This window comes from Phycisphaeraceae bacterium (genome assembly GCA_019636675.1).
Taxonomy (GTDB): Bacteria; Planctomycetota; Phycisphaerae; order Phycisphaerales; family UBA1924; genus JAHBXC01.
The window spans coordinates 265,258-291,849 of sequence record JAHBXC010000001.1 but is presented as its reverse complement, the minus strand read 5'-3'; the positions used below and the strand labels follow the sequence as shown (position 1 = coordinate 291,849).

The 26,592-nt window shown below is 70.3% G+C and carries 20 protein-coding genes; 11 read left to right on the top strand and 9 right to left on the bottom strand.

All coding sequences use genetic code 11. The annotated features are described in order from the left end of the window. Position 1 precedes the first annotated feature (1 nt). Positions 2–1,372, bottom strand: a complete 1,371-nt coding sequence (gene gcvPA / locus KF684_01250) for an aminomethyl-transferring glycine dehydrogenase subunit GcvPA (protein ID MBX3351532.1) — start codon at positions 1,370–1,372, stop codon at positions 2–4. A gap of 288 nt (positions 1,373–1,660) precedes the next feature. Between gcvPA and KF684_01245 the strand changes: the two genes are divergently transcribed. Further along, a complete protein-coding gene (locus KF684_01245) occupies positions 1,661–3,682 on the top strand; it encodes a M28 family peptidase (GenBank protein MBX3351531.1) in 2,022 nt (673 codons plus the stop codon). Here the strand turns inward: KF684_01245 and queG are convergent. After that, on the bottom strand, positions 3,648–4,811 hold the full coding sequence (queG, locus tag KF684_01240) for a tRNA epoxyqueuosine(34) reductase QueG (GenBank protein ID MBX3351530.1): 1,164 nt from the start codon (positions 4,809–4,811) through the stop codon (positions 3,648–3,650). The genes KF684_01245 and queG overlap by 35 nt on opposite strands. A gap of 117 nt (positions 4,812–4,928) precedes the next feature. Here queG and KF684_01235 point away from each other — a divergent pair, with 117 nt between their 5' ends. Next, complete coding sequence (locus KF684_01235; GenBank protein MBX3351529.1) at positions 4,929–5,420, top strand: response regulator; 492 nt, start codon at positions 4,929–4,931, stop codon at positions 5,418–5,420. A 9-nt stretch (positions 5,421–5,429) separates the two neighbouring features. On the opposite strand, the gene KF684_01230 is transcribed toward KF684_01235, so the two are convergent. The 5 genes from KF684_01230 to nuoB form a co-directional block, all read right to left on the bottom strand. Continuing rightward, positions 5,430–6,407, bottom strand: coding sequence for a phosphoribosylaminoimidazolesuccinocarboxamide synthase (locus KF684_01230; GenBank protein ID MBX3351528.1), 978 nt, complete (start codon positions 6,405–6,407; stop codon positions 5,430–5,432). Positions 6,408–6,415: 8 nt separating this feature from the next. Continuing rightward, a complete protein-coding gene (locus tag KF684_01225) occupies positions 6,416–7,303 on the bottom strand; it encodes a sugar phosphate isomerase/epimerase (protein MBX3351527.1) in 888 nt (295 codons plus the stop codon). 77 nt (positions 7,304–7,380) lie between these two features. Then, the gene (locus tag KF684_01220; GenBank protein ID MBX3351526.1) at positions 7,381–8,175 is read right to left on the bottom strand and encodes a superoxide dismutase; all 795 of its coding nucleotides are present in this window, start codon (positions 8,173–8,175) and stop codon (positions 7,381–7,383) included. 38 nt (positions 8,176–8,213) lie between these two features. Further along, positions 8,214–9,197, bottom strand: a complete 984-nt coding sequence (locus tag KF684_01215) for a hypothetical protein (protein MBX3351525.1) — start codon at positions 9,195–9,197, stop codon at positions 8,214–8,216. 77 nt (positions 9,198–9,274) lie between these two features. Next, the gene (gene nuoB, locus KF684_01210) at positions 9,275–9,847 is read right to left on the bottom strand and encodes an NADH-quinone oxidoreductase subunit NuoB (protein MBX3351524.1); all 573 of its coding nucleotides are present in this window, start codon (positions 9,845–9,847) and stop codon (positions 9,275–9,277) included. 295 nt (positions 9,848–10,142) lie between these two features. Here nuoB and KF684_01205 point away from each other — a divergent pair, with 295 nt between their 5' ends. The 4 genes from KF684_01205 to KF684_01190 all read left to right on the top strand — a co-directional run bounded on the left by KF684_01205 (position 10,143) and on the right by KF684_01190 (position 16,112). Continuing rightward, positions 10,143–11,720 (top strand): hypothetical protein, encoded by a 1,578-nt coding sequence (locus KF684_01205; protein ID MBX3351523.1) that lies wholly within the window; start codon positions 10,143–10,145, stop codon positions 11,718–11,720. Continuing rightward, positions 11,717–12,034 (top strand): ComEA family DNA-binding protein, encoded by a 318-nt coding sequence (locus KF684_01200; protein MBX3351522.1) that lies wholly within the window; start codon positions 11,717–11,719, stop codon positions 12,032–12,034. Before KF684_01205 ends, KF684_01200 begins: the two co-directional genes overlap by 4 nt. Positions 12,035–12,114: 80 nt before the next feature. Next, positions 12,115–15,597 (top strand): transcription-repair coupling factor, encoded by a 3,483-nt coding sequence (mfd, locus tag KF684_01195; protein ID MBX3351521.1) that lies wholly within the window; start codon positions 12,115–12,117, stop codon positions 15,595–15,597. A gap of 110 nt (positions 15,598–15,707) precedes the next feature. Further along, positions 15,708–16,112: a hypothetical protein gene (locus KF684_01190; protein MBX3351520.1), complete on the top strand. Its 405-nt coding sequence runs from the start codon at positions 15,708–15,710 to the stop codon at positions 16,110–16,112. 78 nt (positions 16,113–16,190) lie between these two features. Here KF684_01190 and pyrH read toward each other — a convergent pair whose 3' ends face one another. Beyond that, positions 16,191–16,919, bottom strand: a complete 729-nt coding sequence (pyrH, locus tag KF684_01185; GenBank protein ID MBX3351519.1) for a UMP kinase — start codon at positions 16,917–16,919, stop codon at positions 16,191–16,193. A gap of 129 nt (positions 16,920–17,048) precedes the next feature. Here pyrH and KF684_01180 point away from each other — a divergent pair, with 129 nt between their 5' ends. The 5 genes from KF684_01180 (at position 17,049) to KF684_01160 (ending at position 25,207) form a co-directional block, all read left to right on the top strand. Then, entirely contained in the window at positions 17,049–18,068 is a 1,020-nt protein-coding gene (locus KF684_01180; protein MBX3351518.1) for a hypothetical protein, read from the top strand. Next, positions 18,065–19,192: a hypothetical protein gene (locus KF684_01175; GenBank protein MBX3351517.1), complete on the top strand. Its 1,128-nt coding sequence runs from the start codon at positions 18,065–18,067 to the stop codon at positions 19,190–19,192. The genes KF684_01180 and KF684_01175 overlap by 4 nt, the downstream gene beginning before the upstream one ends. Next, entirely contained in the window at positions 19,189–21,879 is a 2,691-nt protein-coding gene (locus tag KF684_01170; protein MBX3351516.1) for a hypothetical protein, read from the top strand. The genes KF684_01175 and KF684_01170 overlap by 4 nt, the downstream gene beginning before the upstream one ends. Positions 21,880–22,109: 230 nt before the next feature. Beyond that, complete coding sequence (locus KF684_01165; GenBank protein MBX3351515.1) at positions 22,110–24,296, top strand: hypothetical protein; 2,187 nt, start codon at positions 22,110–22,112, stop codon at positions 24,294–24,296. Beyond that, positions 24,293–25,207, top strand: a complete 915-nt coding sequence (locus KF684_01160; GenBank protein MBX3351514.1) for a hypothetical protein — start codon at positions 24,293–24,295, stop codon at positions 25,205–25,207. Before KF684_01165 ends, KF684_01160 begins: the two co-directional genes overlap by 4 nt. Here the strand turns inward: KF684_01160 and KF684_01155 are convergent, their stop codons facing one another. Next, positions 25,208–26,500: a dihydroorotase gene (locus KF684_01155; protein ID MBX3351513.1), complete on the bottom strand. Its 1,293-nt coding sequence runs from the start codon at positions 26,498–26,500 to the stop codon at positions 25,208–25,210. Positions 26,501–26,592: the final 92 nt, after the last annotated feature.

The following is a 26,592-nucleotide window of genomic DNA, read 5'->3' as shown; positions in this document are numbered from 1 at the left end:
GTCAGGCGCGGGGGGCTTCGGAGAGGCACTTCGCGAACGCGTCGAGTTCCTCGCGCGTGCGCTTCTCGGTGACGGCGATCAGCAACTCATCCGGTGCGCCGGGGCGACCGAGGCGGCGCGCGTTCAGCGCGACGCCCGGCAGGAAGCCGTGCTTCTTGCAGTGCTCGACGATCGGGGTGACCGGGCCGGGGCACTTCACGACGAACTCGTGGAAGAACTCGCCCTGGTAGCGCAGGGAGAAGCCGGGGATCGCCGCGATCTTCTTCGCGAGGTAGTGCGCCTTGTGCCAGCACTGCTCGGCGACCTCGCGGATGCCGGCGGGGCCCATCGCGGTCATGTACATGGTGGCGCGCATCGCGAGCAGGCCCTGGTTGGTGCAGATGTTGCTCGTCGCCTTGGCGCCGCGGATGTGCTGCTCGCGCGTCTGGAGGACCAGCGAGAACGCGCGACGACCCTCGCCGTCCTCGGTCTGGCCGATGAGGCGACCCGGCATGCGGCGCATGAACTCCTTCTTCGCGGCGAAGAGCCCGAGATACGGCCCGCCGAACTGGAGGGGCACGCCCAGGGGCTGGCCCTCGCCGCACGCGACGTCGGCGCCGCACTGGCCCGGGTTCTTGAGCAGCGCGCACGCCGTGGGGTTGAACACCGCGACGTTCAGCGGGCGGTGCCCGGATGTGCTCGTGGCCTGGAAAGCGTCGAAGAGCCCCTTCCAGTCTTCGATCAGCCCGAAGAAGTTGGGCGACTGCACGATCAGACACGCGGTGTCGTTGTTCGACGCTGCCTTCACGGCGTCGGCGCTGATGCGCCCGTTCTCGCTCTTGACGACTACGAGTTCGGCAGGCAGGTCCGACAGGCCCGTCTCGACGACCTTGCGGTAGTCGGGGTGCACGGTGTCGGCGATCAGCACGCGGCGCTTGCCGGTGGTGTTGAGCGCGAGCAGGGCGGCCTCGTTGCACGCGCTGGCGCCCTCGTAGAGCGAGGCGTTGGCGATGTCGAGCCCGGTGAGGCGAGCGATCTGCGTCTGGAACTCGAAGAACGCCTGCAGCGAGCCCTGCGACGCTTCGGCCTGGTAAGGCGTGTAGGCGGTCAGGATCTCGCCTCGGTTCACGATCTGATCGATGAACGACGGGATGAAGTGGTCGTACGCGCCGGCGCCCATGAACGACACGCTGTTGAGCATGTGCTTGTTCATCGAGCTGAGTTTCGCGAGCTCACGCTGCAGCTCGAGCTCGCTCATCGCCGGGGGGAGGTCGAGGTCGCCCTTGAACCGCGACTTCTCGGGGATCACGGCGAACAGGTCGTCAATCGACGATGCGCCGATCGCGGCGAGCATTTCCTCGCGCTGATCGGGCGTGATCGAGGTGTAATTCATGGGTGGGGAGGCGCCTGCTGTGGGGGCGCCCGTGGGCGATCGCTCGACGCGGCGTCGCCTGCGGGGCGGTCGAACACCAAAGAATAGGCATGGCCCCGACTCCTGCCCGAGCCAGCGGCGCGCGAGCCAACGCAACGCCCTATGCGGAAGTCCGGTACCACGCCTGTCGCGAGCGGGGTGCGCCCCAATCCGTACCCCCCGGAGCCCGCTCGTCCGATACAGTGATCGTCACCAACCCCTGACCGGACTCGCCAGCGTGTCCGGCCCACCAGCGCAAGCGAGAAACCGATGCCGACCCAGATCACCGCCCGCCGTCCCGTGACCGCCCGCCTCCTGCTGGGGCGCGCCGGTCTGGCAGCTTCGATCGTCCTGGCTGCTGGGCTGCTGGGCTGTGCAGCTCCTCGTGAAGCGACCTCGTCCTCCGGGTCGTCGGCGAGCGCCGGCGCGACCACCCGCTCCGCGACCCCGATCGCGCTGACCGCCAAGGCCGCGCCCACCGAGTCGGCGATCGCCGCCGCTCTCGCCGCGAGAGACGACCAGGTCCGGCGCTACCACCAGATCGTCACGACGCTCTCCGACCCCTTCTTCGAGGGTCGCGCCCCGGGCACCAAGGGCGTCGAGATCGCCGCCGACATGCTCGATTTCTACTTCACGCGCATCGGGCTCGAGCCGTTCTTCGTCGATGACTCCGGGGAGCCGTCGTTCCGCCAGACCTTCGACGTGACCGGCCCGCTCGAGGTCGTCCGTTCCGGCGCGTCCTGGACCACCCGGGGGCAGACGCGCTCGCTGACCGAGGGCAAGGACTTCAACGTGCTCGGCTTCTCCGGCAACGCCGAGGCCTCGGCCGAGCTCGTCTTCGTCGGCTACGCGATCGAGAACGGGGAGAACGGCTACAAGACCTTCAGCGACGACGACGACCTCAGCGGCAAGATCGCCGTGATGTTCCGCTTCGAGCCCATGAACGAGCAGGGCAAGAGCAAGTGGGCGGAGAACGCGTGGTCGCCGCGCGCCGGGCTCGCCGGGAAGATCGACGCCGTCACGAAGCGAGGCGCCGCGGGCGTGATCCTCATCAACCCGCCCGAGGCCGACGACCCGCGCGTGACCGAGCTTCCAACGGCCCGCGGCACGAGCTTCAACCTCGGCGCCCAGGTCCCGGCGATCGCGCTCAGCCACGAAGCCGCTGACAGACTCTTCCGCGACACGACGGGGCGTTCCCTCGTCGACTGGCGCAAGAAGGCCGACGCGTCCGGAGGTGTGACGCCCATGCCGCAGGTCACCATGACCATCGCGGGCGGCGTCGAGCGCCCGCGCATCCCCACCGACAACGTGGCCGCGGTTCTTCGCGGCAGGGGCGCGCTGGCCGAGGAGTACGTGATCGTGGGCGGGCACTACGACCACGTCGGCTACGGCTACTTCGGCTCGCGCGTCGGCGCAGTCGGGCAGATCCACCCCGGCGCCGACGACAACGCGTCGGGCACCGCCGGCGTGCTGCTCGCCGCTGAGCGCCTCAAGCAGGCCTACGACGGGCTGGCGGCCGACGCCGACGCGCGCTCGATCGTGTTCATGGGCTTCGGCGCCGAGGAGTCGGGCCTGAACGGCTCGCGCTACTTCGTCGAGAACATGCCTTTCTCGGTGTCGCAGGCCCAGGCGATGATCAACCTCGACATGATCGGGCGCCTGCGCGACGAGCAGAAGCTCCAGATCGGCGGCGTCGAAACCGCCGGCGGGTTCATGGACATCCTCAAGCCCATCTTCGACGCGTCGGGCCTGCCCATCACGCCCCAGGGCGGCGGCAGCGGGCCCAGCGACCACGCGAGCTTCAACGCCAAGGGCATCCCGGTGCTCTTCTTCCACACCGGCCTCCACGGCGAGTACCACGCGCCCAGCGACGAGGCGTGGACCATCAACCACGAGGGCGCCGTGGCGACCGCGAACCTCGCCGCCGATGTCGCGCTCACGCTCGCCACGATGCCGCAGAAGCTCGAGTTCCGCGAGACCACCACGCGCCGCATGGGGGCCATGCCGCGGGCGCGCGTGCGCCTGGGCATCGCCCCGGGCAACTACAGCGACACCCTCCCGGGCGTCATGGTGGGCGATGTCACCCCCGGCACCAGCGCCGGCGACGCCGGCATCCAGAAGGGCGATCGCATCATCAAGTGGGGCGGCGAAGAACTCGCCGACGTCGAGCAGATGATGACCATGCTCGCCAAGCACGAGCCCGGCGAGGTCGTCCAGCTGGTCGTCGTGCGCGAAGGCCAGGAGATCACCATCCCCGTCACGATGAAGGCGCCCGCCCCTCGCGGCCAGTGATCCTCGCCAGCACGTCCGACGCGGTCTGCTGAATCACCGGGTCCTCGGATTCGCCCGACGCGAGCCGGGCTATCCGTGCGCGCAGCGCCGCAGCTTCGTCCGCCGGAACCGAGCCGTGAAGCAGCGCGTTGCCGGCGGCGACAAGCGCGTTGCGCTTCCACATCGTCATCGTGGCGCGCTTCAGCGCCATCCCGCTGAGGCGCGTCGAACGGTCCTGCGTTGACCACCCGAGCACCTCGAGCAGCGGGAGCGACGCGAAGCGCGCCGCGTACGCCCCGTGGGGGCTCGGCCCGGGACGCGTTCGAGCCGAATTATGGGGGCAGACCTCCTGGCATACATCACAGCCGGCGATCATGTCGCCGACGCCGCTGTGCAAATCAAGGGGAACCAGCGTCCGCCGCTCGAGGGTCAGGTACGACACACACCGGCTCGCGTCGACGCTGCGCGGCTCCTCGCTCGGAGCGATCGCGCCGGTCGGGCACGCGTCGATGCAGCGCGTGCAGGCGCCGCAGTGGTCGTCGAAGCGATCCTGCTCGGGAGGCGTCGCGAGCGGGAGCGTCGTGAGAATCAGTCCGAGGAGAAAGTACGAGCCGTGCGTCGGGTGGATGAGCAGCGTGTGACGCCCGATCCATCCCACGCCTGCGCGAGCAGCGTGCTCTCGTTCGAGGGTGGGTTCGATGTCGACGCACGCGCGGAACTCGTGGGGGGGGTGTTCCTCACGCAGCTGATCGCAGAGCGAGTGGAGCCGCTTCTTGATGACCTTGTGGTAGTCCCCGCCGCGCGCATAGCGGGCGATGCGCCCGTGCCCCGGCGGGAGACTCTCGCGCGCCGACGACGCCCCGTCGCGCGACGCGTAGAGGTCCCCGACGGCGAGGATCGAGCGCACGCCCGGCAGCATCGAGGCCGGGTCGAGGCGCTGCTCGGCCTGCGTCGCGAGCCAGTCCATCGTGGAGTGCTTGCCCGCCGCGAGCCAGGCGCGCACGTGCTCGGCGTGATCGCTTGGGCGCGCCTCGCACACCCCGGCCAGAGCGAACCCCAGGGATCGCGCGCGCGCGATGATGTCTCTGGCGGCGTCGAGCGGATCGCCGGGCCCGGCGTGTCCATCGTGCTGGTGACCGCGCGGCGTCATCGCGCGATGGTAGGGGCGCCGCCCTCGCCGTCAGGGGGATGGTCGGATTTGCCCCTCGACCCGCTCCCACGCCCTTCGTAGCATGTCCTCACCACGGGAAAGCCCCCGGAGCCGACCATGACCCAGGACGTTCAGCAGTCTGTCTCGCTCGAACCCGACGCCGCGGAGATCCGCGCCGCGACGGTGCTCGTCGTCGACGACAACGAGCAGAACCTCGAGCTCCTCCAGGCCTACGTCGAAGACGGCGTCGGCTGCGGCGTCAAGACGGCGCGTGACGGGCTCGAAGCCCTGCGATCCGTCGAGCAGAGCCAGCCCGACCTGATCCTTCTCGATGTCATGATGCCCCGCATGAGCGGGTTCCAGGTGTGCTCGCGCCTCAAAAGCGACCCGGTCCTTCGCGACATCCCGGTAGTGATGGTGACCGCCCTCAACGAGGTCGCCGATGTCGAGCGCGCCGTCGAGAGCGGCGCCGACGACTTTCTGACCAAGCCGGTTCACCGGATCGAGCTCATCACGCGAGTGAAGAGTCTGCTTCGCGTGCGACTGCTCAAGAAGCAGCTCGAGCGCACGCTCCGCGAGGTCGAGAAGCTCAACGACTCCGACGCCTGATCGCCTCGATCAGGAACCGAAAAGCCGGCGCCGGGCTTCCTCGTACTTCTCGAGCGTGCCTCGCACGACCCGCTCGGGCAGAACGGGCCCGGGCGCCTGCTTGTTCCACTCGCCCTTCGCGACGAGCGCCTCGAGGTGTTCCCGCACGAACTGCTTGTCGTAGCTGGGCTGCTCGCCCCCGGGGTTCCACGCCTCGGCGGGCCAGTACCGTGAGGAGTCGGGCGTCAGCGCCTCGTCGACGAGCAGGAGCGTGTCGCCCTCGGGCTGGCCGCGCTCATCGAGCGGGACGCCGAACTCGAACTTCGTGTCAGCGAGGATCACGCCTCGCTGCTTCGCGTAGTCGTGCGCCGCGAGGTAGATCGCGAGCGTCATGTCGCGCAAGCGCTCCATCAGCGATCGCCCGACGAGCTCGCAGGCGCGCTCGAACGAGATGTTCTCGTCGTGCTTGCCTTGCTCTTCCTTCGTCGCGGGTGTGAAGATCGGAGCGCCGAGCTTCTCGATGATCGAATCGCCGGAGCGCATGCCCGCAGGGAGCTTGACGCCGCAGACCGCGCCGTCGCGCTGGTAGTCCTTGACGCCGGAACCGGCGAGGTACCCTCGCGCCACGCACTCGATGGGAACGACGCGGCAGCGACGCCCGAGCGTCACGCGCCCGCGAAGCTGGCTGCGCTGGGCGCCCGTCAGCCCCGGGATGTCGTCGACGTTCGTCGACAGAAGGTGGGTTCTCGCCAGCCCGCGCTCCTCGATGAACGCGAACCAGCGTGCCGAGATGTCCGTCAGGATCCGTCCCTTGCCCGGGATGGGCGTCGGCAGCACGACATCGAACGCGCTCAGTCGATCCGTCGCGACGATCAGCAGCGCCGGGGGGGAGTTGGGGCGCGACGCGTCGCGAGGAAGGTCGTAAACATCGCGCACCTTGCCCTGACGACGGTTGGGGAAGGGCAGATCGGTCGAGACGACCGCGTTGTCGAGTGGGTGGTCGGTCACGCCCGTGCTCACGCGGCGCTCGTGGATGATCCGGTGCGGAAAATCGGGCCTCGCGCCTCGGCGACCATGCGCACGAGCGACGACGCCGCGCCCGGCATCACCTCATCTGCGTCGCGGAGTTCCGGCAGCCACAGCTTGTCCCATTCGAACACGAGCCAGCGGGCCGAGCCAGAGTGCGCGACGGCGCGCACGAACTCGCCCACCGGCAGCACGCCGGCGCCCAGCGGGACGGGCATGCCCGCACCGTCGAGGTCCTTGACGCGCGCCGTGACGAGCTTGGCCCCGAGGATGTCGACTCCCTTCGCGAGGTCGTCGCCCGCTCTGACGGCGTTGGCCAGGTTGTAGCACGCGCGCACGCGGATCGACGAGTGGCTCGCTTCCACCTCGTCGAGCAGGTCCTTCAGCGCCTGCGCCCCGGCGAAGATCCCGGCGTTCTCAACCACGACCGTGACATCCATGTTGCGGGCGGCGTCGGCGGCCAGCGCGATGCGACCGGCGACGCGCTGCTGGAAGCGCGCGAACTTCTCGCGCCGGCGCGGCTCGAACCCGAACACGCGCACGAACGGCGCGCCGATCTCGTGGGCGATCTCGATGGTGCGCTTGGCCGCGATGACGCTCTTGTTCGTGTCGCTGATCGCGTAGCCGATCACGGGCGGGAAGACCGGCTCGTCGAAGCGCACGCCCGTTCCCACGCCGGCGATCTCGACACCGGCCTCGCCGAACATCCGCCGGACCTTGGCCCCCGAGGTCAGCGCCGGCTCGCAGGCCAGACGCGTCCCGGCCCACCCGAAGGTGCGCAGCTCAACCCCCTGGAAGCCCCAGCGCGACGCCGCGGCGGCGACGCGATCGAGCGTCCAATCGGGGCAGGCAACCGTGCTGAAAGCGACCTTCACCATTCGGGGCATTCTCCGTCGGGGGCTGTGGCCCGGATGGTAGCGGCGAGATCGCGGGTGTGGGGGCCTGTGCCCGGGCGTCAGCTGCCCCGGGCCGCGATCAGCATCGCGCCGACCATGGGCCAGTTCACCACGTTCCAGAACGCCTTCACGTAGTCCGCCCGCCGGTTCTGGTAACGCAGGTAGTACGCGTGCTCCCAGACATCGACCCCCAGCAGGGGGACCGACCCGGTCATGTAGATCTCCTGCTGCTTTTCCATCTGGGTGATGATGAGCCGGCGCGAGACGGGCTCGTACATCAGCCACGCCCACCCGCCCCCCTCGACGGCGTTGGCGGCCGCGGTGAAGTGGGCCTTGAACGCGTCGACCGACCCGAAGCTCTCGCGCAGCGCCGCCGCCAGCGGGCCGATCGGCCCCGCCTTGGCCCCGGCAGAATCGGGCGGGGTCAGGGTCACCCAGAAGAGCATGTGGTTCACGTGACCGCCCCCGTGGAAGGCCAGTTCGCGCGACCAGTGCTTGACCAGCGACGCGTCGCCGCTCTCCCGGACTTTCTTCAACTCCGCGAGCGCCTTGTTCAGCCCGGCGACGTAGCCCGCGTGGTGCTTGGTGTGGTGGATCTCCATCGTCGCCGCGTCGATGTGGGGCTCGAGCGCGTCGTACGCGTAGGGCAGGGGGGGCAGCACGTACTCGCCCTTGGCGGCGTCGTATCCGAGCGAGGAGAAGTCGATCTTCGACCCGCCAAGCGCCTGGGCCTGCTGCGCGAACGCGAGGGGGGAGAGCGCGACGGCCCCGACCGCGGCGCCGACGCCCGCGATGGCCTGACGGCGCGAGATCGGGGACGTAACGGGCTCGTGCTCGGGCGAAGAATGGTCCACGGGCGTTCCTCCTTGGGGTGAAGTGATTGGGGATTCGTTCAGGGCCGACCGACGCTGCGCTGGAGCGAGCGGACCTCGTTGCTGAGCGAGGATACCTCACGCTGAAGCGCGGAATTGACCCGCTCAAGCTCTCGGACGCGCCGGTCCAACTCGGTGGTGGCGAACTCGGCGCGCCCGTCGAGGCGCTGGCGCGAGTTCATTTCCTCGACCAGGCGCGTCACACGATCCAGATCGCCCATCTGGCGCCGGAGCGCCGTGTCGAGCTGATCCAGCCGCTGGTCGAGGCGAACGCCCATCTGGTCCGTCGGCGCCGTGCGTGGGGACTCCCCCATGCGCCGGACTTGCTGCTCGAGCCATTCGAGGCGCGCGTCCACGCCTGCGTCTCGTTGCGGCGCCGGCGAGACGACGGGCGTCTGCGCCGTCGGGGCGGGGGCCGGGGGAGAGAGCGGGGCGCTCGCCTGAGCCGGAGCGGTGCGAAGTCCGTGTCGCTCCGCGGCGACTCGGACGCGCGGGTCATCGGGCGCGAGAAGCACCGCGCTGGCCGCGGCCTGCATCGCCAGGAGGCGATCGCCCGACGCCTCGAACTCGGCGGCTTCGAGCAGGCGCAGGTCGAGGGTCGCACGATCGAGGAGGGCGTCCAGCCGGGGCGAGTGCGTCGCCGCGCTCACACGCGCCAGCAGCGACACCGCTTCGCGAGTCTTGCCCTCGCGCAGCATCCGGTCGACGCGCGCCTCGGCGGCCTCTGCTGCGTGGGGTTTCACTGTCTCCAACGCGTCGACGAGATCAGGGTGTTTCCCGACGCGCTCGATCGCGCCCTGAAGCAGGATCGCGGTCTCGAGCGGGTCACCCGTCTCCATCGCCTTGAGCGACTTGGCGATGAGGTTGTTGCGCGCCTGCTCGTATCGCTGCGCCGACGCATCGGTCGGTGCGCCTAGAGCGCCCGGTGCGCGCGAGATCTGCGACGCCGACGCCCCGGCGATCACGAGCGAGAGCGCAACAAACGACAGGGTGGTCAGGCGCATGTGATACCTCCTGAGCGGGTGTGCCCGTGGGGTTCGACGCCCCTTGATCGCAGGGGTTCGGGTTCAGCGAAGGTTTTTCAGGACGCGCCGATCGTCAGCGGCAGGGGTTGGGCCGCGGGCCGGTGAGAGGGCTGGAGCGCGATCTTGAGGGGGATGCGCCGCCCGTCGGGGCCGATGGGGGGCATGCCGTCCTCGTCGATGATGCGATGGATCGCCATGCAGCCCTCGAGGAGCATCTCGGGGCGGGGGGGGCACCCCGGGATGTAGACATCCACCGGGATGAACTGGTCGATGCCCTGCACCGTCGCGTAGGTGTCGAAGACGCCGCCCGTGCTGGCGCAGGCGCCCATCGAGATGACCCACTTGGGCTCGGTGATCTGCTGGTAGATGCGCTGCAGGACGGGGAGCATCTTGATCCCGATGCGCCCGGCGACGATGAGCAGGTCGCTCTGGCGTGGGGAGAACGACATGCGCTCCATGCCGAAGCGGGCGATGTCGTAGCGAGACGAGGCGGTGGCCATGAGTTCGATGCCGCAGCACGCTGTGGCGAAGGGGATCGGCCACACGCTGCTGCGGCGGGCCCAGTTGACGACCTTTCGCAGCTGCGTCGTCGCGAAAGCGTCGGTAGGGATGGCGGCTTCCAGACCCATGCTCGGTCGTCCTTTCGTGTCGTCCTGACAGAAATCCTTCGGTCCGGGGATGGTAGCCGATGCACCCGGGCGAGTCGGAGCGTTGACGGCCAGCGAAAGCCGGTACGCGAGATCCCGAACCGTGAGCGTGCTGGGGCGCCTGCTCCACAGTCTGAGAATCCTCCCGGGAGGGGCTTGCGTCCCGCTCGCGGACCTGCGACCCTGCCCGGGAGAGGCGGCTGTCGCTCGTCGCGCCGGCCGCCGCGCCCTCGGGTCGGGGTGTCCCCTGCCGGAGCCGCTCGTCGGGAAAGGCCGCGTGCTGCGATTTCGTGTGCCATCCGGTTCACGCGCCCTGACGGGGGATATCCCCCGGCGTGCTCACATCCTGGGGCAGGACAACATCGCCCTCGCCGGCAAGGTCCGGTTCGAGGGCGACGACATCGTCTGCGAGGCGGATCCGAACCAGGCGGTCGCCCTCTGCCTCCAGGTGGACGTGGGCGAGGTCGGCGTGCTGCTGCTCCAGACCTGCCTTCTGCCTCGGCGCGAGAGGCCCTACCTCCTGTCGCTGGAACTGGCGCGCCATCGCGTGATGCTGTTCCTCGTGAAGCTTGAGGACTGGCTCGAGGGCGCCAGCCCCCCCGAAGAGCCGATGACCGCCTTCGAGCGCGCCGAGGCGACCTTCATGCGCGCCCTCGCCGTCGACACCCGCGCCGGAGAGGACGCCCTTGTTGCGCAGGACGCCCTCGCGCGCGAGGCGCTCGCCCAGGCGATCGACGCGACCGAGAAGCTCTCGCTGTGGGTCGGCAAGGTCGGGATGCGCCTACGCGAGCATCAGATCAAGGGCTTGTCGCCCGCCGCCGCACGCCTGCGCCGACCCGCGGTCAGCGTGCAGGCGCCCTTCGCGCCACCCGAGCCGAAGTACTGCGAAGCGATCCGCGCCAGCGCCGATGCTGTGTGCCTCCCGCTGGCCTGGGGCGCAGTCAACGCGACCGAGGGAGCGCTGAACCTCGCGCACGCCGAAGCGTGGGCGACATGGGCGGCGCGCGACGCGCGCCTCCCGGTCGTCGCGGGTCCGATCGTCGACTTCCGCCCCGGGCGCGCGCCGCAATGGACCGGCGTCTGGCGCAACGATTACGAGTCGCTGCGAGAGATCGCCTACGAGCACCTGCAGCGCGTCTGCAGCCGCTTCTCTCGCGTCGTGTCCCGGTGGACTCCAGTCAGCGGCGTGAACCTCAACGACTCGTTCATCCTCACGGTCGAGCAGATGCTCGATCTCGTGCGTCTCTCGATCATGGCCGTGCGCAAGTTCAACCCACACGCGCGCATCCACCTCGAGATCGACCAGCCCTTCGGCGAGTCCGCGACGCGCAACCCGCTCGCCGTCCCGCCGCTGCTCTTCGCCGAGATGGCGGTCCAGCAGGGGCTGCAGGTCGACGCGCTCGACCTGCGCATCCAGATGGGCGACCCGTCGTCGGGGCACGGTGCGCGAGACATCACGCAGGTCTCCGACCTGATCGATCGCTACGGCTCGCTCGGGAAGCCCATCGCCGTCACGCTCGGAGCCCCCAGCACGCAGCAGGCCGCACGCGAGCAGTTCGCGTGCGTCATGGAGCCCGGCGCGTGGCGAGGCGGGTGGAGCGAGCAGACGCAGGCGGACTGGCTCGACCAGACCATGACCGTCGTGCTCGGCAAGCCCTGCGTCATCGCCGCAGGTTGGCACCAGCTCGCCGACGCCCCCCCGGGGGCGCCGGGAGCCGAGATGGTCAGCGGCGGGGTGCTCAACGCCGACGCCCTGCCCAAGCCCGCGTTCGACCGGCTCGTTCGACTCCGACGCGCCAACCTCGGGCTTGTCGCCGCGCCGGACGCGCACACTCGCGCAAGGCCCGGCCCGTGAGCAAGCCCGACCCCACGCGTGGCCCGCGCGTGTTCGGCGCGACGATGCTCGGTGCTCTTGCCCTCGCACTCGCGCTCCGCGCGTCTCCGGCACGCACGGACCAGACGAAGGCGACGATCCTGATCGACGTGAACGCGGCGACCGTCCACGAGCTGCAACTGCTGCCCGGGGTCGGCCCGGCCCTGGCGCACCGGATCATCGCCGAGCGCGAAGAAGGCGGCCCTTTCGCGGGCGTCGACGACCTGAGGCGCGTCCGGGGGGTGGGGGAACGAACGATCATGGGTCTGCGCGATCTCGTCGCGCTCGGTCCCTGAGCCGCGGCGCGTACCATCCGGCGCACCCCCAGGACCCCGACGACCGAGACCGGCCTCCCCGCCTGTCGCGGCGCACGCGCATGCGCACACCGAAGACCGACATCCAGGCGATGCCCACGCTCGACGCGGCGCACCCGCTCGCGCCGCTCGCGCACGACCACGCGGTCCTCGCGCTGGCCGACGCGCTGCGCCGCGGCAAGCAGGCGGTTGGTGTCGGCGCGAGCGGCTCGTCCACGAACCTGCTCGCCGGGCTGCTGGCGCACCTGACAGAGAGGCCGCTGCTCTACCTCGTGGCCCACCCCGACGACGCGGACGACGCCACCGACGAGCTCAACGACCTCTTGCCCCTCGCGGACGGTTCGGCGCGAGCGACCCGCTTCCCGGCGCTCGAGCTCGCCCCGGGCGAGAGCCATGTCAGCGTCGAACTCTTCGCCGAGCGTCTGGGGGTCGTGCGCATGCTCGCCGAGGGGCGCCTGCGCGCCGGGCACGCGCTCGTTGCGCCAATCGCTGCGCTCATGCAGGCCGTTCCAACGCCGGCGCGCCTCCCGAAACTCTCGCTCTCTCTGCGAAAGGGAGAGCAGACCTCGCTCGCGCAGATCCTGCTGTGGCTCGACCAGTCCGGCTATGAGCGCACCGACGCGATCGAGGAGCCCGGCCAGTTCGCGATCCGAGGGGGCATCCTCGACATCTTCCCCCCGGCGTCCACCGTCGCGATCGGCGCGCTCGAAGAGCCCGGCGCGACGCCCGTCCGCCTCGACTTCTTCGGCGACGAGATCGACACCATCCACGAGGTCGTTCTCGAAACGCTCGCCGTCGACAGGAAACTCGACCGCGTCGACCTGGTCGGCGCGAGCACGGAGCAGATCCTCTCCGACGAGGGGACCGACAACCTGCTCGCGCTGCTGCCCGAAGGGTGCATCGGCGTCATCCACGAGACGCTCGAGGTCGTCGAGCAGGCGCGCGGCTACTACGAGCGCACCACCGACTCCCGCGGCGTGTTCGGCCCGCCCGCCGTGCTCAAACTGCTGAAAGACCGCACCGAGGCGCTCGCGGAGATCAACCAGTTCTCCGCCGGCTCGAACGAGGCGGCGGTGCGAATCGAGCTGCCGGCGCGCTCGTTGCCGATGTTCGCGCAGGACGCAGGCGAGGCGGTCGCGGAGCTCGGCGCGATGTCTCGAGAGCGACGAGTCACGGTCTTCTGCCAGAAGGACGCGGAGCGCCAGCGCCTCGACGAGCTCCGGGCCGAGTTTGCGCCCGACGCGTCTCTGCTCGAACACGTCGGGTTTCTCCATCGCGGGTTTCTGTGGGGAGACGCCGAGGACGCGCCTGCCTTCGGGTTTATCCCGCACGCCGAGCTGTTCCACCGCTTCCACGCTCGACGACGGGTCCGGCGGGTCAGCTCGCAGGGCGGCGCAGGCGGGCGCGCGATGGACGCCTTCATCGACCTGCGCCCCGGCGATTTCGTCGTCCACGCCGACCACGGCATCGCGAAGTTCCTCGGGCTCAAGCAGATCAAACCCAAGGCCCCGCCCGGCGCGAAGAAGGCCGATCAGCCCGCGCCCGAGGAATACCTCACGCTCCAGTTCTCGGGCGGCGTGAAGATCCACGTCCCGGCCACGCAGATCGAGCTCGTTCAAAAGTATGTGGGAGGCCACGGCGGCGCGCCGCCGCTCTCGGTCATCGGCGGCACGCGATGGAAGCAGCAGAAAGACAAAGCGGGCGAGGCGGTCCGCGACCTCGCCGCCGAGATGCTGCGCGTCCAGGCGGCGCGCGAGAGCATGCCCGGCATCCGCTACCCCGGCGACACCCCCTGGCAGAACGAGTTCGAGGCCGAGTTCCCCTACGACGAGACCGAAGACCAGCTCATCTCGCTCGCGCAGATCAAGAAGGACATGACCGCCGAGCGCCCGATGGACCGCCTGCTCTGCGGCGATGTCGGCTACGGCAAGACCGAGCTCGCTATCCGCGCAGCGTTCAAGGCCGCCGAGTACGGCAAGCAGGTCGCGGTGCTCGTGCCCACGACCGTGCTGGCCGAGCAGCACGGCAAGACCTTCGGCGAACGATTCGCCGACTACCCGTTCCGCGTCGAGGTCCTCTCGCGCATGCGCTCGCCGAAAGAACAGAACGCGGCGCTCGCGGCCCTGCGCAAGGGCGAGGTGGACATCATCATCGGGACGCACCGCCTGCTCAGCAAGGATGTGCGCTTCGCCGACCTGGGGCTGGTCGTCATCGACGAGGAGCAGCGCTTCGGCGTCGAGCACAAGCAGCGGCTGCTCTCGCTGCGTATGACGGTGGATGTCCTGACGCTCAGCGCCACGCCCATCCCGCGCACGCTGCACATGGCGCTGCTGGGCATCCGCGACATCTCCTCGCTCACCACGCCCCCGGTCGATCGGCGCGCCGTCGTGACCGAGGTCATCCCCTACAACGAGCGCCGCATCAAGCAGGCGATCTCGCGCGAACTCAACCGCGACGGGCAGGTTTTCTTCGTGCACAACCGCGTGCACAACATCCAGCGCGTCGCAGACGACATCCAGAAACTCGCGCCCGACGCGCGGATCGTCATCGGGCACGGCCAGATGGCGCCGCACGAACTCGAAGAAGTGATGATCGCCTTCACGACCCGCAAGGCCGACATCCTCGTCTCGACCACGATCATCGAGAGCGGCATCGACATCCCGACCGCCAACACGATGATCATCAACGACGCCGACCGCTTCGGGCTCGCCGAGCTCCACCAGTTGCGAGGGCGCGTCGGCCGGTCCAAGCACCGCGGGTACTGCTACCTGCTGCTGCCCGAGGAACGCCCCGTCACCGACAAGTCCACGAAACGCCTCCGCGCGATCGAGGAGTACTCGATGCTCGGCGCCGGCTTCAAGATCGCGATGCGCGACCTGGAGATCCGCGGCGCCGGCAACCTGCTGGGCGCCGAGCAGTCCGGCCACATCGCCGCCGTCGGCTACGACATGTACTGCCGCCTCCTCGAGCACGCCGTCAAGGAACTGCGCAGCGAACCGACCCGCGACCCGGGAGAGGTCACCGTCGAACTGGGCGTCACCGGCGCGCTGCCGAAGACGTACATCGCCAGCGACACCCGGCGGATGGACGCCTACCGGCGCATCGCTCGGGCGCGCACCATCGACGAACTCGCGCGCGTCGAGTCCGACCTGCGCGACGCCTACGGCGAACCCCCGGCGATCACCCAGCGACTCATCGAGCTCGCGCAGATCCGCATCGGCGCCTTCGAGCACGGCGCCCTCAGCGTCGCGCTCGTCGAGAAAGATGTCGTCTTCCGCACCACCGACCCCGACCCGATCGTGCGCTCCATGGAGGGGGCCAAGGGGACGGTCCGGGTCGTCCGGCCCATCGCGCCGGCGAAGGGGGGCGTCGCGAAGGTCGACCCCGGGCGCGCCGTCCCGGGCGCCGGCGCCCCCAGGACGCCCACCCGCGAGGTCGTGGAGGTCTTCTACCGGCCCCCCGAGAACTTCCTGCAGGGCACGACCCTGCTCACCGTTCTGCGCCGACGCCTGAACCCCTCGCACGACCCCCGCCCGGCGCGATGACCCTGACATCGGGGCGCCGGTGGCTCCAAATCTTGCAGGCGCGCACCGTCTTCGCGCCGATGCTCTCCCTGCCGCGACGCATGGAGCCGTCGCGCTGATACACTGCGTTCATGCCCACCGGAAAGGACGCCGAGAGCAACATGGTCGCCACCCGCATGTCGCTGCCTGCGACGAGAGAGTCGCTCACCCACAAGTTCTCCATAGGCGGGCACGAGGGGTACCTCACCATCGGCCTGGACGACAAGGGGCGACCCGGAGAGGTCTTCCTCAAGATTTCCAAAGAGGGCTCGACGATCAGCGGCCTCTGCCAAGCCTACTGCCGCGCGTTCAGTCTCGCGCTCCAGTACGGCCTCCCGCTCGAAGAGGCCATCCGCCGCTTCAAGGGCATGCGCTTCGAGCCCCTGGGCCACACGACCAACCCCGACATCCCCGACACCAGCAGCGTGATCGATTACATCGCGCGGTACCTGGAAGTCGAGTTCGTCGAGCGGAAGGCTGTGGGAAGAAGGCAATAGGCAGTGGGCAATAGGCACTAGGAAAGAGTGCGCAACTCTCTCTTACTCGTGCCTTGTGCCCCGTGCCTCACGCCTTCTTCAAGCATGTATCACCGTGCCGATCGACTCGCCCTCGACGACGCGCCGGATGTTGCCTTTCTTCTTAAAGTCGAAGACCAGCACCGGGAGCTTTTGCTCCTTGCACATCGCCAGCGCCGTCGCGTCCATGATCTTCAGCCCGCGTGAGAGGGCCTCGTCGAAGGTCAGGCTGTCGAACCGCGTCGCCGTCGGATCTTTCTTGGGGTCCGCGGTGTAGACGCCGTCGACTTTCGTCGCTTTCAGGACGACCTGGCACTCCATCTCCGTCGCGCGGAGGGCGGCGCAGGTGTCGGTCGTGAAGAACGGATTGCCGGTGCCCGCCGCCAGGACCACGACATGGCCCTTCTCGAGGTGCCGGATCGCCCGCCCCCGGATGAACGGCTCGGCGACGGCGGGGATGTCGATCGCCGTCATGCAGCGCGCGGGCTGGCCAAGCGTGCCCAGCATCTCTTTCAGCGCCAGCCCGTTGATGACCGTGCCCAGCATGCCCATGTGGTCCGCCGTCGAGCGGGGGATGTGCCCCGCCTCCGCCAGCGTCGCCCCACGGATGATGTTCCCGCCCCCGACGACCACGGCGACCTGGGCGCCGGTCTGCACCGCTGAGACGACCTCCCGTGCGATGAGCTCGAGTTCCGCAGAATCGACGCCCATCTGGCCCGGGGCGCAGAACGCCTCGCCGGAGAGCTTGAGGAGGACACGGTTGAACGGTTTGCGTCGAGGGTCGGGCATGGGGCCGCATGGTACACAGCGGGCGGGACTTGGGTGTTTTTCGCGCCCGAATTCTCCCCGGCTCAAGGAACCCGGCGACACTCTGTCGATGTATCACATGGAGAACACCAGCACCGAGGGCGCCCCTTCATGACGATCAACACCGGAACTTCAACCATCTCGCCGGACGAGGCGAACGCCGACGAGCCCCAGCGCTTCGGCCCCCTCACGCGCCTCGCGATCTGGATCGGCAGCGCGACGTCGGCTGGCGTCGCGGTTTCCGTGCTGGTCCACCTCGTGCTGGCCGCTCTGGCCGCGACCATCGTCGTCGGGGGCGGCGGAGTGGGCGGGGGCGGAAACCGGCTCATCGCGTCCGGTGAGGGAGGGGGAATCGTCGCCGAGACGACGCTGACCTCGCTCTCGGCCAGCGAACTCGCGATCGCCGACGCCGCGGCCAGCAACCTCCCGACCATCGAGACCCCGAGCGTCGACCTCGACGCGCTCGCCGGGGGCAGCGGTCTGGCCATCGACCTCTCCAGCGGCGCGCCCGCGGCGCTCTCGGGCATCTCGGGCGCGGGCCTGGGGGGCGGGTCGGGCGCAGGCGACGGCGCCAGCGACGGGTTTGGCGACCTGAGCGCCGGCGGCGGCGGGGGGGGCGGCTCTCGATTCTTCGGCGTCGAAGCGCGCGGCTCCCGATTCGTCTACGTCGTCGATGTCTCCGGCTCCATGCAGGGCGACCGCCTCACGGCGCTCAAGCGCGAGCTGACGAACTCCATCGACGGGCTCGTCGGCGCGTCCTCGTTCCTGATCGTCCTCTTCAACAGCGACGCGGTCCCCCTCGGCGGGCGCTCGCGATGGGTCGACGCCAGCGAGCCCAACAAGCGGCGCACCTTCGAGATGATCAGCAAAATCGTGGCCGGAGGCGGCACCTATCCAGCTCCGGCGTTCGACATCGCTTTCGCGCTCAAGCCGCGTCCGGACGCGATCTATTTCATGACCGACGGGCTCTTCGACCCGGCCGTCGCCGATCAGGTCGTCCGGCTCAATCGCGCCACGGATCGGCCGGTCCCGATACACTGCATCGCGTTCGTCAGCCGCGAGGCCGAGACGCTGATGCGCGATATCGCGCGCGCCTCGGGCGGAACATATGTGTACGTGCCCGGCCCATGAGACGACCGACGATCCACACGCGCACGATCCCCCGACGAACGCTCCTCCACGGCGCGCTGTGTCTTGCGCTGACAGCCGGCGCGTCCGGGCAGGTCGAGCTTCGCGGCGGGGCGTGGGTCGACGAGGTCGTCGTTGAGGTAAGCCCCGCCGGCGTGCGCGTCGCTCGCGACGACGCGTCCACGCGCGTGCTCGGCTGGCACGAGGTCAAACGCGTCGGGGGCGACTTCGAGGGCGCCGCCCAGGACTACCGCTCGCTCTCCGACGACGCGTGGCGAGGGTGGCAGCGTCTGCAGCGAGGCGACATCGAACTCGCCGAACCGATCTTTGAACGACTCTGGAAGGCGGCCATCGACGCCGACGCAGCGGACGACGCAGACGCCGTCGTCAGACTGGACGGGCCGACGGGGCTGGTGATCGCTGAGGGCACGGCCAGAGTCCGGCTGATGCGATCCGCGCTGCCCGCCGCCGTCGAGCCGTGGGCGACCTCGGTCGCGCTGCGCCGGTCGATCGCGGGCGACGCCGCGAGCGCGATCGCGTTGCTGGATCCGCAGCTTCCCCCGGTGTTCGTGCACTCGCTCGCGGTTGAGCGCCTGGCGACGACCGAGCCGAACTCCGTCATCGCGGGCGACCCCGTCGCGTCGGCGCTCTTCGATGTGTACCGATGGGCGGCGGAAGCGTCGTTCGCGCGCGGTCAGACCGCCCCCGACATCGGCGACGTCGGGGCGAACCCCGAGGTGCGCTTCGCGCTCAACCTCGCCCTCGCGCAGCACGCCGAAGCCGCGGTGGCCCGACGCGCCGCCGACGCGCTCGAGCCGAATCTCCGTGCCGACGCGGGTTCCTGGCGCGAAGCGTGGGCCAGGTACGCGATCGGCGCCTCGCGACTCGGCGCAGACGACGAACGCACGCGGCTGCTCGGGGTCGTCCACCTCCTCCACCTCCCGGCGCGGTTCTCGCAGACGCAGCGGTACCTGACCGGCCTTGCGCTCGCCAGGTCGTCCGTCGAATTCCGGCGCAGGGGCGAGGACACCCGCGCCGCGGCCCTGCGCACCGAGCTCGAGCGGACGATGCCGACTCACCCGGCGATCGTCTGGATGGACCGCGCCGGCGCCGAGGTCGCCCCGTGAACCGCGCGTGCCTCGCGATGATCTCTCTGGCGGCGTGCGCGTCGCACGCGCTCGCGCAGAGCACAGGCGACCTTGCGCTTGAGCGGTATCTTGAGTCGCACTCCCTCGGCTCTGCCCTTATCGAGCACCTCGAGGCGCGCCTCTCGGCCGTCGGGGGCGCCGAACGCGCCGCGCTCGCCGAGCGGCTGACTCGGCTTGTCGCTCAGGAACTCGAATCCACGACGAACGCGTCGAGGCGTGCCGACCTGGAGCGCCGTGCGCGCGCACTCCTCGATGTCATCCCCGAGGCCGACTCGCTGGACCTGCGTCTGAGTCTTCATCGCGCCGCGTACTCGAACGCCGAGCAGATCGCCGAGCGCTGGCGTCTGCGCCTCGCCTCATCCGAAGAAGCAGAGGAGGCGCGCCGGGTCTTCACGACGCTCGCCGCCGAGCTGGGGCGTCTGGGCACGGTCGCGCACCGGCGCGTCGACAATCTCGAACGCATGGAGCAGGCCGCCCGCGACGGCGCCGATGAGGAAGCCATCGCGCAGCAGCTCGCCGACGCGCGCCGGCAGCGCTCAATGGCGATGTATCTCGCGGGTTGGTGCCTGACGTATCTCGCCGAGATGACGAACCAGCGGGCCCCGGCGATCGAGGCGCTGCCGCGGTTCGGCTGGATTCTCAACGCGGAGCCCGGCAAACCGCCCACGCTCGACCGCGTGCCAGATCAGACGCTTCGCTTCGAGCACGTCGCCCGCGCCGCGCTGGGCGTCTCGGCGAGCATCAGCGTCTCGGGCGACGCGGCGCTCGCGACGCGCTGGATCGACGCGGTCGAGGAATCGAACCGTGAGAACGCAGAACTGCTCGCCTTCGCCGCGAAGCGACGCATCATCACTCTCGCCAGGGCCGCCCGGTGGACCGAACTGTTCGAATACGTCCGCGAGCTCCGCGGCGTGCCCGCGTCGGCGCCCGAGAGCGCGCCGACAAAGCCGCTCGACCCTGCCACATCGCGCCTCGTCGCGGTTCTCGCGTTCGAGTTGCCCCAGGGGGGGCAGCCCGCGCCGCAGCAGGCGCTGCGCCGCGTCGCCTTCGCCGATCTCGTCGCCTCCGGCCAGACGCCGCAGGTCATCGACCTCGCGCAGCGCTACGGCACCGAAGCGCTCGGCGATGTCGGGTTCGTGACCGATTACGTCCGGGGGTTACAGGCGTTCCGCGCGGCGCGGGACGCGCACTCCCAGGCGGGCGCGCCCGACGAGCCCAGCGCTGATCCCTCGCTCGCGTCGCTCTATGCGCACGCGTCCCGCCTGCTCGAGGCGGCGCTGCGAGCGCCCGACGCGAAGTCCGCCGGAGACGCGATGCTCGACGCGATGATGCTGCGCGCCAGCGCCGCGTTCTTCAGCGCCGGCGCCGATCCCGACGCGCTCCTCGCCGCCGCGGCGCTCTTCGAGCAGGCCGGATCGTCGATGTCGGGCCCTCGCGCCGCCGACGCGCTCTGGAACCGCGTCCGATCGCTCCGCCTCGCTGCCAGGCACGCGTCGCACGACCGCTCGAAGTTCGAGACGCTCGCCGCGGACGCGGGGCGGGAGTTCTCCGATCGCTTCCCCAGCGACCCGCGCGCCGGGGCGCTCGTGCTCGAGCGCGCGTCCCGCGAGAGCGCGACGACGCAGAACCCCGATCTTCTCGACGCGCTGCTCTCGATCGAACCGGGCTCCTCGTCGTACATCGCCGCCAGGCGTCAGGCCGCGGCCATGCTCTTCCGCGCTGCGCAGAGCGCGCCCGGCGACGCCGCCCGAGCCGAGGCGCTCCGCTTCGCCGAGATCGCTGGCCCGCTCCTGGACGCCGACACACAGTCTGCGCTCGGGGGCGATTCCGACGCTGCGGCCCGGGCCGTTCTTCTCGCGAGGCAGATCCTCGCCGTCATGCTCACCGACTCCGTTTCGGAGCCAGCGCTCGCGCAGCGCGCCGCGGACCGTCTGGGCACGCTCGTTCGCGCAGGTCTGGTCCGCGAGCCCGACACGCTCGCCGAGTTCCGCTACCGCGAACTGCAGATCGCCCTGCTCGTCAACGACGCGACTCGCGCCGAGAGCGCACTCACCTCGCTGCGCGCGATCGACGCGCCCGGCGCCGGCGCCTTCCTCGTCGCCGCCGACCGCCTCGCGTACCGTCGCGCGTTGGCGGCGTGGCGGGAGTCGCCTTCCACCACCGCGTACGCTCGCGCCGTCGTCGCTTCCGGCGTTCGGGTGATCGACTCGTTCGGGACTGGCGAGGCGACCCTGCGCGACGGCGCCGTGCTTGGCGTGTACCTCGCGGTCAGCGACGCCGGCGCGCTGCTCGCCAGCGAAGAAGGGGACCGCGAGGCGCTCGGCCTCGCACGACGTCTCATCCGGCGCGTTCTCGTGGCACACCCGTCGTCCTCGCAGGCGCTCCGCCGTTCCGCGCAGCTCGCGGAGCTCGCCGATGAATACTCCGACGCGTCCGACGCGTGGAGGGTGCTCAAGGCGGGCGCAGAGTTCGGGTCCGACTCCTGGTTCGAGGCGTCGTACCACCTTGCGCGCGTGACGGCGCGCTTCAGCGAGGCCGACGCCGCGGCGCTGCTTTCCCGACATTTCGAGCTCTTTCCCACGGGTGGGGCGCCTCCGTGGGACGCGAGATTCGCGTCCCTGCGAGAGCGAGTCGACGCTGGTCGCGGCACACGGGGCGACCGATGACATCCTCACCGCCGTTCGATCTCGCGTCCTTTCTCGCGGGCCCGCGCCCTGCGACCGTGTCGCCGACGTCGCGTCGTCGTCGAGCCGTCCTCGCGTCGGCGTTTCCCGCGTTCGCAGCTGGCCCGGCGCCCGCCTCGTCGCCACTTACGCCGGCGCCCGCCGCGACTGCGCGTCCCGGGGAGATCCCATCGCACGCGACGCCGGGAAAGCTGCCACGAAAGAAGCAGGGCGTGAACACGCCGCTCGTGATCACGCTGTCCGCTGGCTCGCTGGTCTGCGCCGTTGCCGCAGTGGTCCTCTCCATCGGTCGCGCCCCGGCGATCAGGGGCGACGATCCGACGCGCGACCCATCCCCCGGATTCGACGCGGGGGCGGGGCAGTCGCCGACACGCGAGCGTGACACGAGTGTCCAGTCAACGACCCGTGCGCCGATCACGAGGGAGCCGGACGAATCCATCGACGCCAGCGGCGTCGTCCGTGCGCTCCGGCGTGCCTCGTTCGGATACCGCTCGGACCCGTCTGACGCGATTGCACGGTTCGCGCAGGCGGTCGATGTCCTGGGGGATTCGTGGACCGTGATCGACCGATCCCAGCGAGTCGCAGCGCTCGAGCTCCAGGTCGAGTTTCTCCTCCGGTCGTCCGAGGGTCGCGACGCACCACGCGCGAGCACCGCCGCGTTCGGCCCGCTCGACGCGATGCTCTCGCGCGAATCGCTCGACGCCACGGCCCTGCTCCGCGCGGTGTGGTCCGCCGGCGTCGCGACCCGTCTGCTGCGTGAGCGCGATCTCGCGGAGTCGCTGCGCCAGTCGGCCCAGCAGCGCGCGGGCGCGGTCGGGGTGCAGCTCGGCTCCTCGCTCGACGCGTCGTTTGAACTCGGCGCGATCGCGGCCCTGCGAGCCGTCGCGACCAGACTGGCGTCCCCGTCTGCCGACGCGGCGCCGGCCTCGCGCGACGCGTGGAAGGCCTGGGACAGCGCGCTGCTGACGGCGACCGAGCTCAACCCCGGCGCCCTGCCCGGCGTCGCGCTCGACGCGGCGGAAGCGGTGCTCGCCGCCGCCTCAGCCCGGCCGAGCGATGTGCAGCTCCGCGATCGCCTGACTGTTCTGCTCGCGCAGTGCGACTGGAGCGCGCGCGGGAACGCGCGAGGCCGGTTGATCGGCTGGCTCGAAGACCATCGCCGGTTCGCGACGCGCGAGCTGGGCGTGGTGACGCAGTGGCTGTCGATGAATGCGCCAGAGTCGGGCATGAGCGTCAACGACACGCTGTCCGCCGGGGCGTCGAGTTATCAGCGTTCAGAACTGCGCAGCCGCCTGAACGCGCGGTGGGGCTCCGGTCAGTCGGTGATCGCCGCGTCCGTTCTCGACCGCTGGAGGGTGGCGGTCTCGCTGCGCGGCAAGGAGCCGTGGGACAGCATGAGCGCCGACCCGCTGGCGCGCCTTCGCGAAGCGGCGCACATCGCCCGTCTCAACGAGGCGGCGGCCCTGCTCTGGAAGGGCGAGCCCGACTCCGCCCGTCGCATCATCGACGACCCGGCCGGCACGCTGTCGACGCCCCCGCCTGGCCAGCCTCGTCTCGACGCGCTCTCGCCCAGGAGCGGCGACGGCGCCTTCGCGATCCGCTACCTCAACGCCAGGCAGAACGCGCAGGACCGCATCGACATCCTCCGGAACCTGTTGAGCGAGGGGCGTGAGCTCGGCCCGATCGACGCGGAGGTCGTCTTCGAGGCCGCGATGCTCGGCACGCCGGCCGAGGTGCGCCGGATCGCGGGTCGAATCGTCGAGTTCCGCGCGAGCGACCCAACCGTGATCAACGCGGCGCTCGAGTCGCTGCCCAGGGCGCCGCGCGCTCGCGCGATGCAGGACATCTTCGAAGCGACCGCCGGTCGGTCGCTGCCCCCGATCGAGGACGCGTCGTGGGTCGTGGAGACTCGTCGCGCGCTCGTGAACCGTCTGCTGGCCATCCTGACCGGTGGTGCATCGCTGGACCCCGCCGATTCGTACGCCGCCGCGATCAAGGAGTCGTTCGGCGTGCGCGCCGGCGTGACGCTCGACGCCAACGCGACGCCCCGCGCCGCCGCCGAGGAGCTTGTCACATCGCTCTTGCACGAAGCGACCGCGGCGGGGGGGCTGTCGGCGAACGAACGGGTCGAACTCCTGCGTCGAAGACATATCGCGAGAAGGACGATCGCGACGGGCGATATGCAGCGTTTCGCCGCTGAGGCGACGAACGCCGCCGAGTCGTTCGCGCTGCTGCTCGCCGTCGAGCGACCCTCGCGCGAGCCGGCGATCGAACAGGTTCTGACCACGCTGCGCGATCGGCTTCGATCGGCCCCGAGCGTCGCCGACCAGATCGAGGCGGCCGAGTTCGCGTCGCTCTCGCTCTGGGCGCTCCGATTTGGTGAGGAGTCCCCCCGATGATCAGGCCCGTGCTCTTGGCGACCGTACTCTGGGCGGTTCCGCTCGCAGGCGTAGCGGCCGCTCAGCCCGTTGCGCAGCTCGGCAGCGGGATCGCGTCGCTGGACGCACGCCTCGCCGCGCTGACGCCGTCGCGACCCATCGCGTATTTCGAGCTCGCGGAGGAGGTCGCGTCCGAGATCCAGGGCCCGGAGGGACGAGCGCTGGCGCGCCGGCTCTTCGTCCTCGCCTACGAACTCGACCGAGCCGCCGGCGCGTCGTCCCGGCTGTCGCGCAGCGTGTGCCTCGCGCTCCTGGAGCTCGACCTGCTCGACTCCGACGAGGACCGGAAGTATGTCGGCGCCCTGGCCGAGGCGATGCGCAGCGACGACGACATCTACGAGCCGCCCGGCATGTTCATGCTCTCGCGCGGCTCGCAGGGCAGCGACGACGCGTCGCTCGCGCTGGCGACGGCGCTCGGGGAGTATCGCGCCGGCCGCTTCCTCGAAGCGCGCGAGCCACTCGCCAGAACCGATGTCCGGTCGCTGCTGGCCCAGCACGCGCCCACGCTCCGGAACGTCGCCGGGATGCTCCGTGAGATCGAGTCACGCCCCAGCTGCCGCGAGTGTCGGAACCTCCGCGCCGTGCGCGATGACCTCAACCCGGACTCGCGCCGTCGCTTGTGCAGGACCTGCGGCGGCGACCCGAGCCCGGCCCTTTCGCCCATCGACCTCGTCTCGCAGATGCGCGTCGAGTCCCTTCTGCTCAGCGGGGCCGACGCTGCATGGAGCGCGCAGACCGCCGCCGGGCGCGTCGAGCCGTTCCAGGACATTGACCCGGCCCGTCTTGCAGAGCGCCTGCGTGTCCCCACCGATAGAACGATCTGGCGCGAGGGCGGGTGGGTGCCGGCGACGCAGGCGCCGTCCCGAGGGTGATCACCCCGCCGCGTGGGCGATCCGCCCCCCGACGACCGTGAACGCCGCCCGGCCTCGCACATCCCACCCGTCGAACGGCGTGTTGCGGGAGCGCCCCGGCAGCTCATCGCGCCGGATCGTCCAGCTCGCGTCGGGATCGATGACGGTCACATCGGCCGCGGCGCCCTTGGAGAGCGTGCCGATGCCGCAGGAATCGAGCCTGCACAGGCGCGCCGGCTCCAGAGTCATCAGCTCGATCAGACGCGGCCAGCCGATCACGCCCGGCCCGATCAGCGCGCGGATATAGAGCGGGAGCGCGGTCTGCAGGCCGATGATGCCGAACGGGGCGGCCTCGAAGGGCAACGCCTTCTCTTCATCGGTGTGCGGGGCGTGATCGGTCGCGAGCACGGTGATCACGCCTTCGGCGATGCCTGCCAGCAGCGCGTCGACATCCGCCCGCTCTCGCAGAGGCGGGTTCATCTTCGCGCTGGTGTTGAAGCCTTCGCACGACTCGTGTGTGAGCAGCAGGTGGTGGGGAGACGCTTCGGCCGACACGGGCAGGCCCGCGCCGCGCGCCCGCCGGATCAGGTCGACCGACCCGCCGCTGCTCATGTGCTGGACGTGGTACGGGCATCCGCTCTCACGCACGAGCCGGATGTCGCGCTCGATGATGATCTCCTCCGCGACGCGCGGCCAGCCGACCAGCCCCTGACGCGCGGACACCTCGCCCGAGTGCATCGATGAGCCACGCGTGAGCGAGGGGTCCTGGCAGTGCTGCATGAACGCCTTGCCGGTCGGCGCGATCGCGCGGAGCGCGCGCAGCATCATGCCCGAATCGGCGATCGCGTCGCCGTCGTCGCTGAACCCGACGGCGCCGGCGTCGGCGAGCAGCGCGATCTCGGCGAGTTCCTCGCCTTTGCGCCCCTTCGTCGCCGCGGCGACGCAGAACACGCGGCAGTGCGCCCGCCTGGCCGCCCGTGACGCGACGAGCTCGAGGGTCTCGGGCGTGTCGAGCGCCGGGGAGGTGTTGGGCATGCAGCAGACGGTCGTGAACCCGCCGAAGGCCGCCGCGCGCGTGCCGGTCTCGATGTCTTCCTTGTGGGTCTGGCCCGGGTCGCGAAGGTGAACATGCGGATCGACGAGGCCGGGGGTTACGATCATGTCGCGGCAGTTGATGACCCGATCGTGCGATCCGGTCGAGACCCCCGGCTCGACGCGGTCGATCCGCCCATCCCGGATCGAGACATCTGCCACGCGATCGGTGCCGTTCGCGGGGTCGATCACCCGCCCGCCTTGGAGAAGGATGGATTCCATCTGGGTCGAGGATAGCGGGTTCTCGGTCCGCGGCACGGCTCCCCAGCCCCCCAACCCCCGACACCCAGCCCACAGCCCCGCCCGGGCTCCGG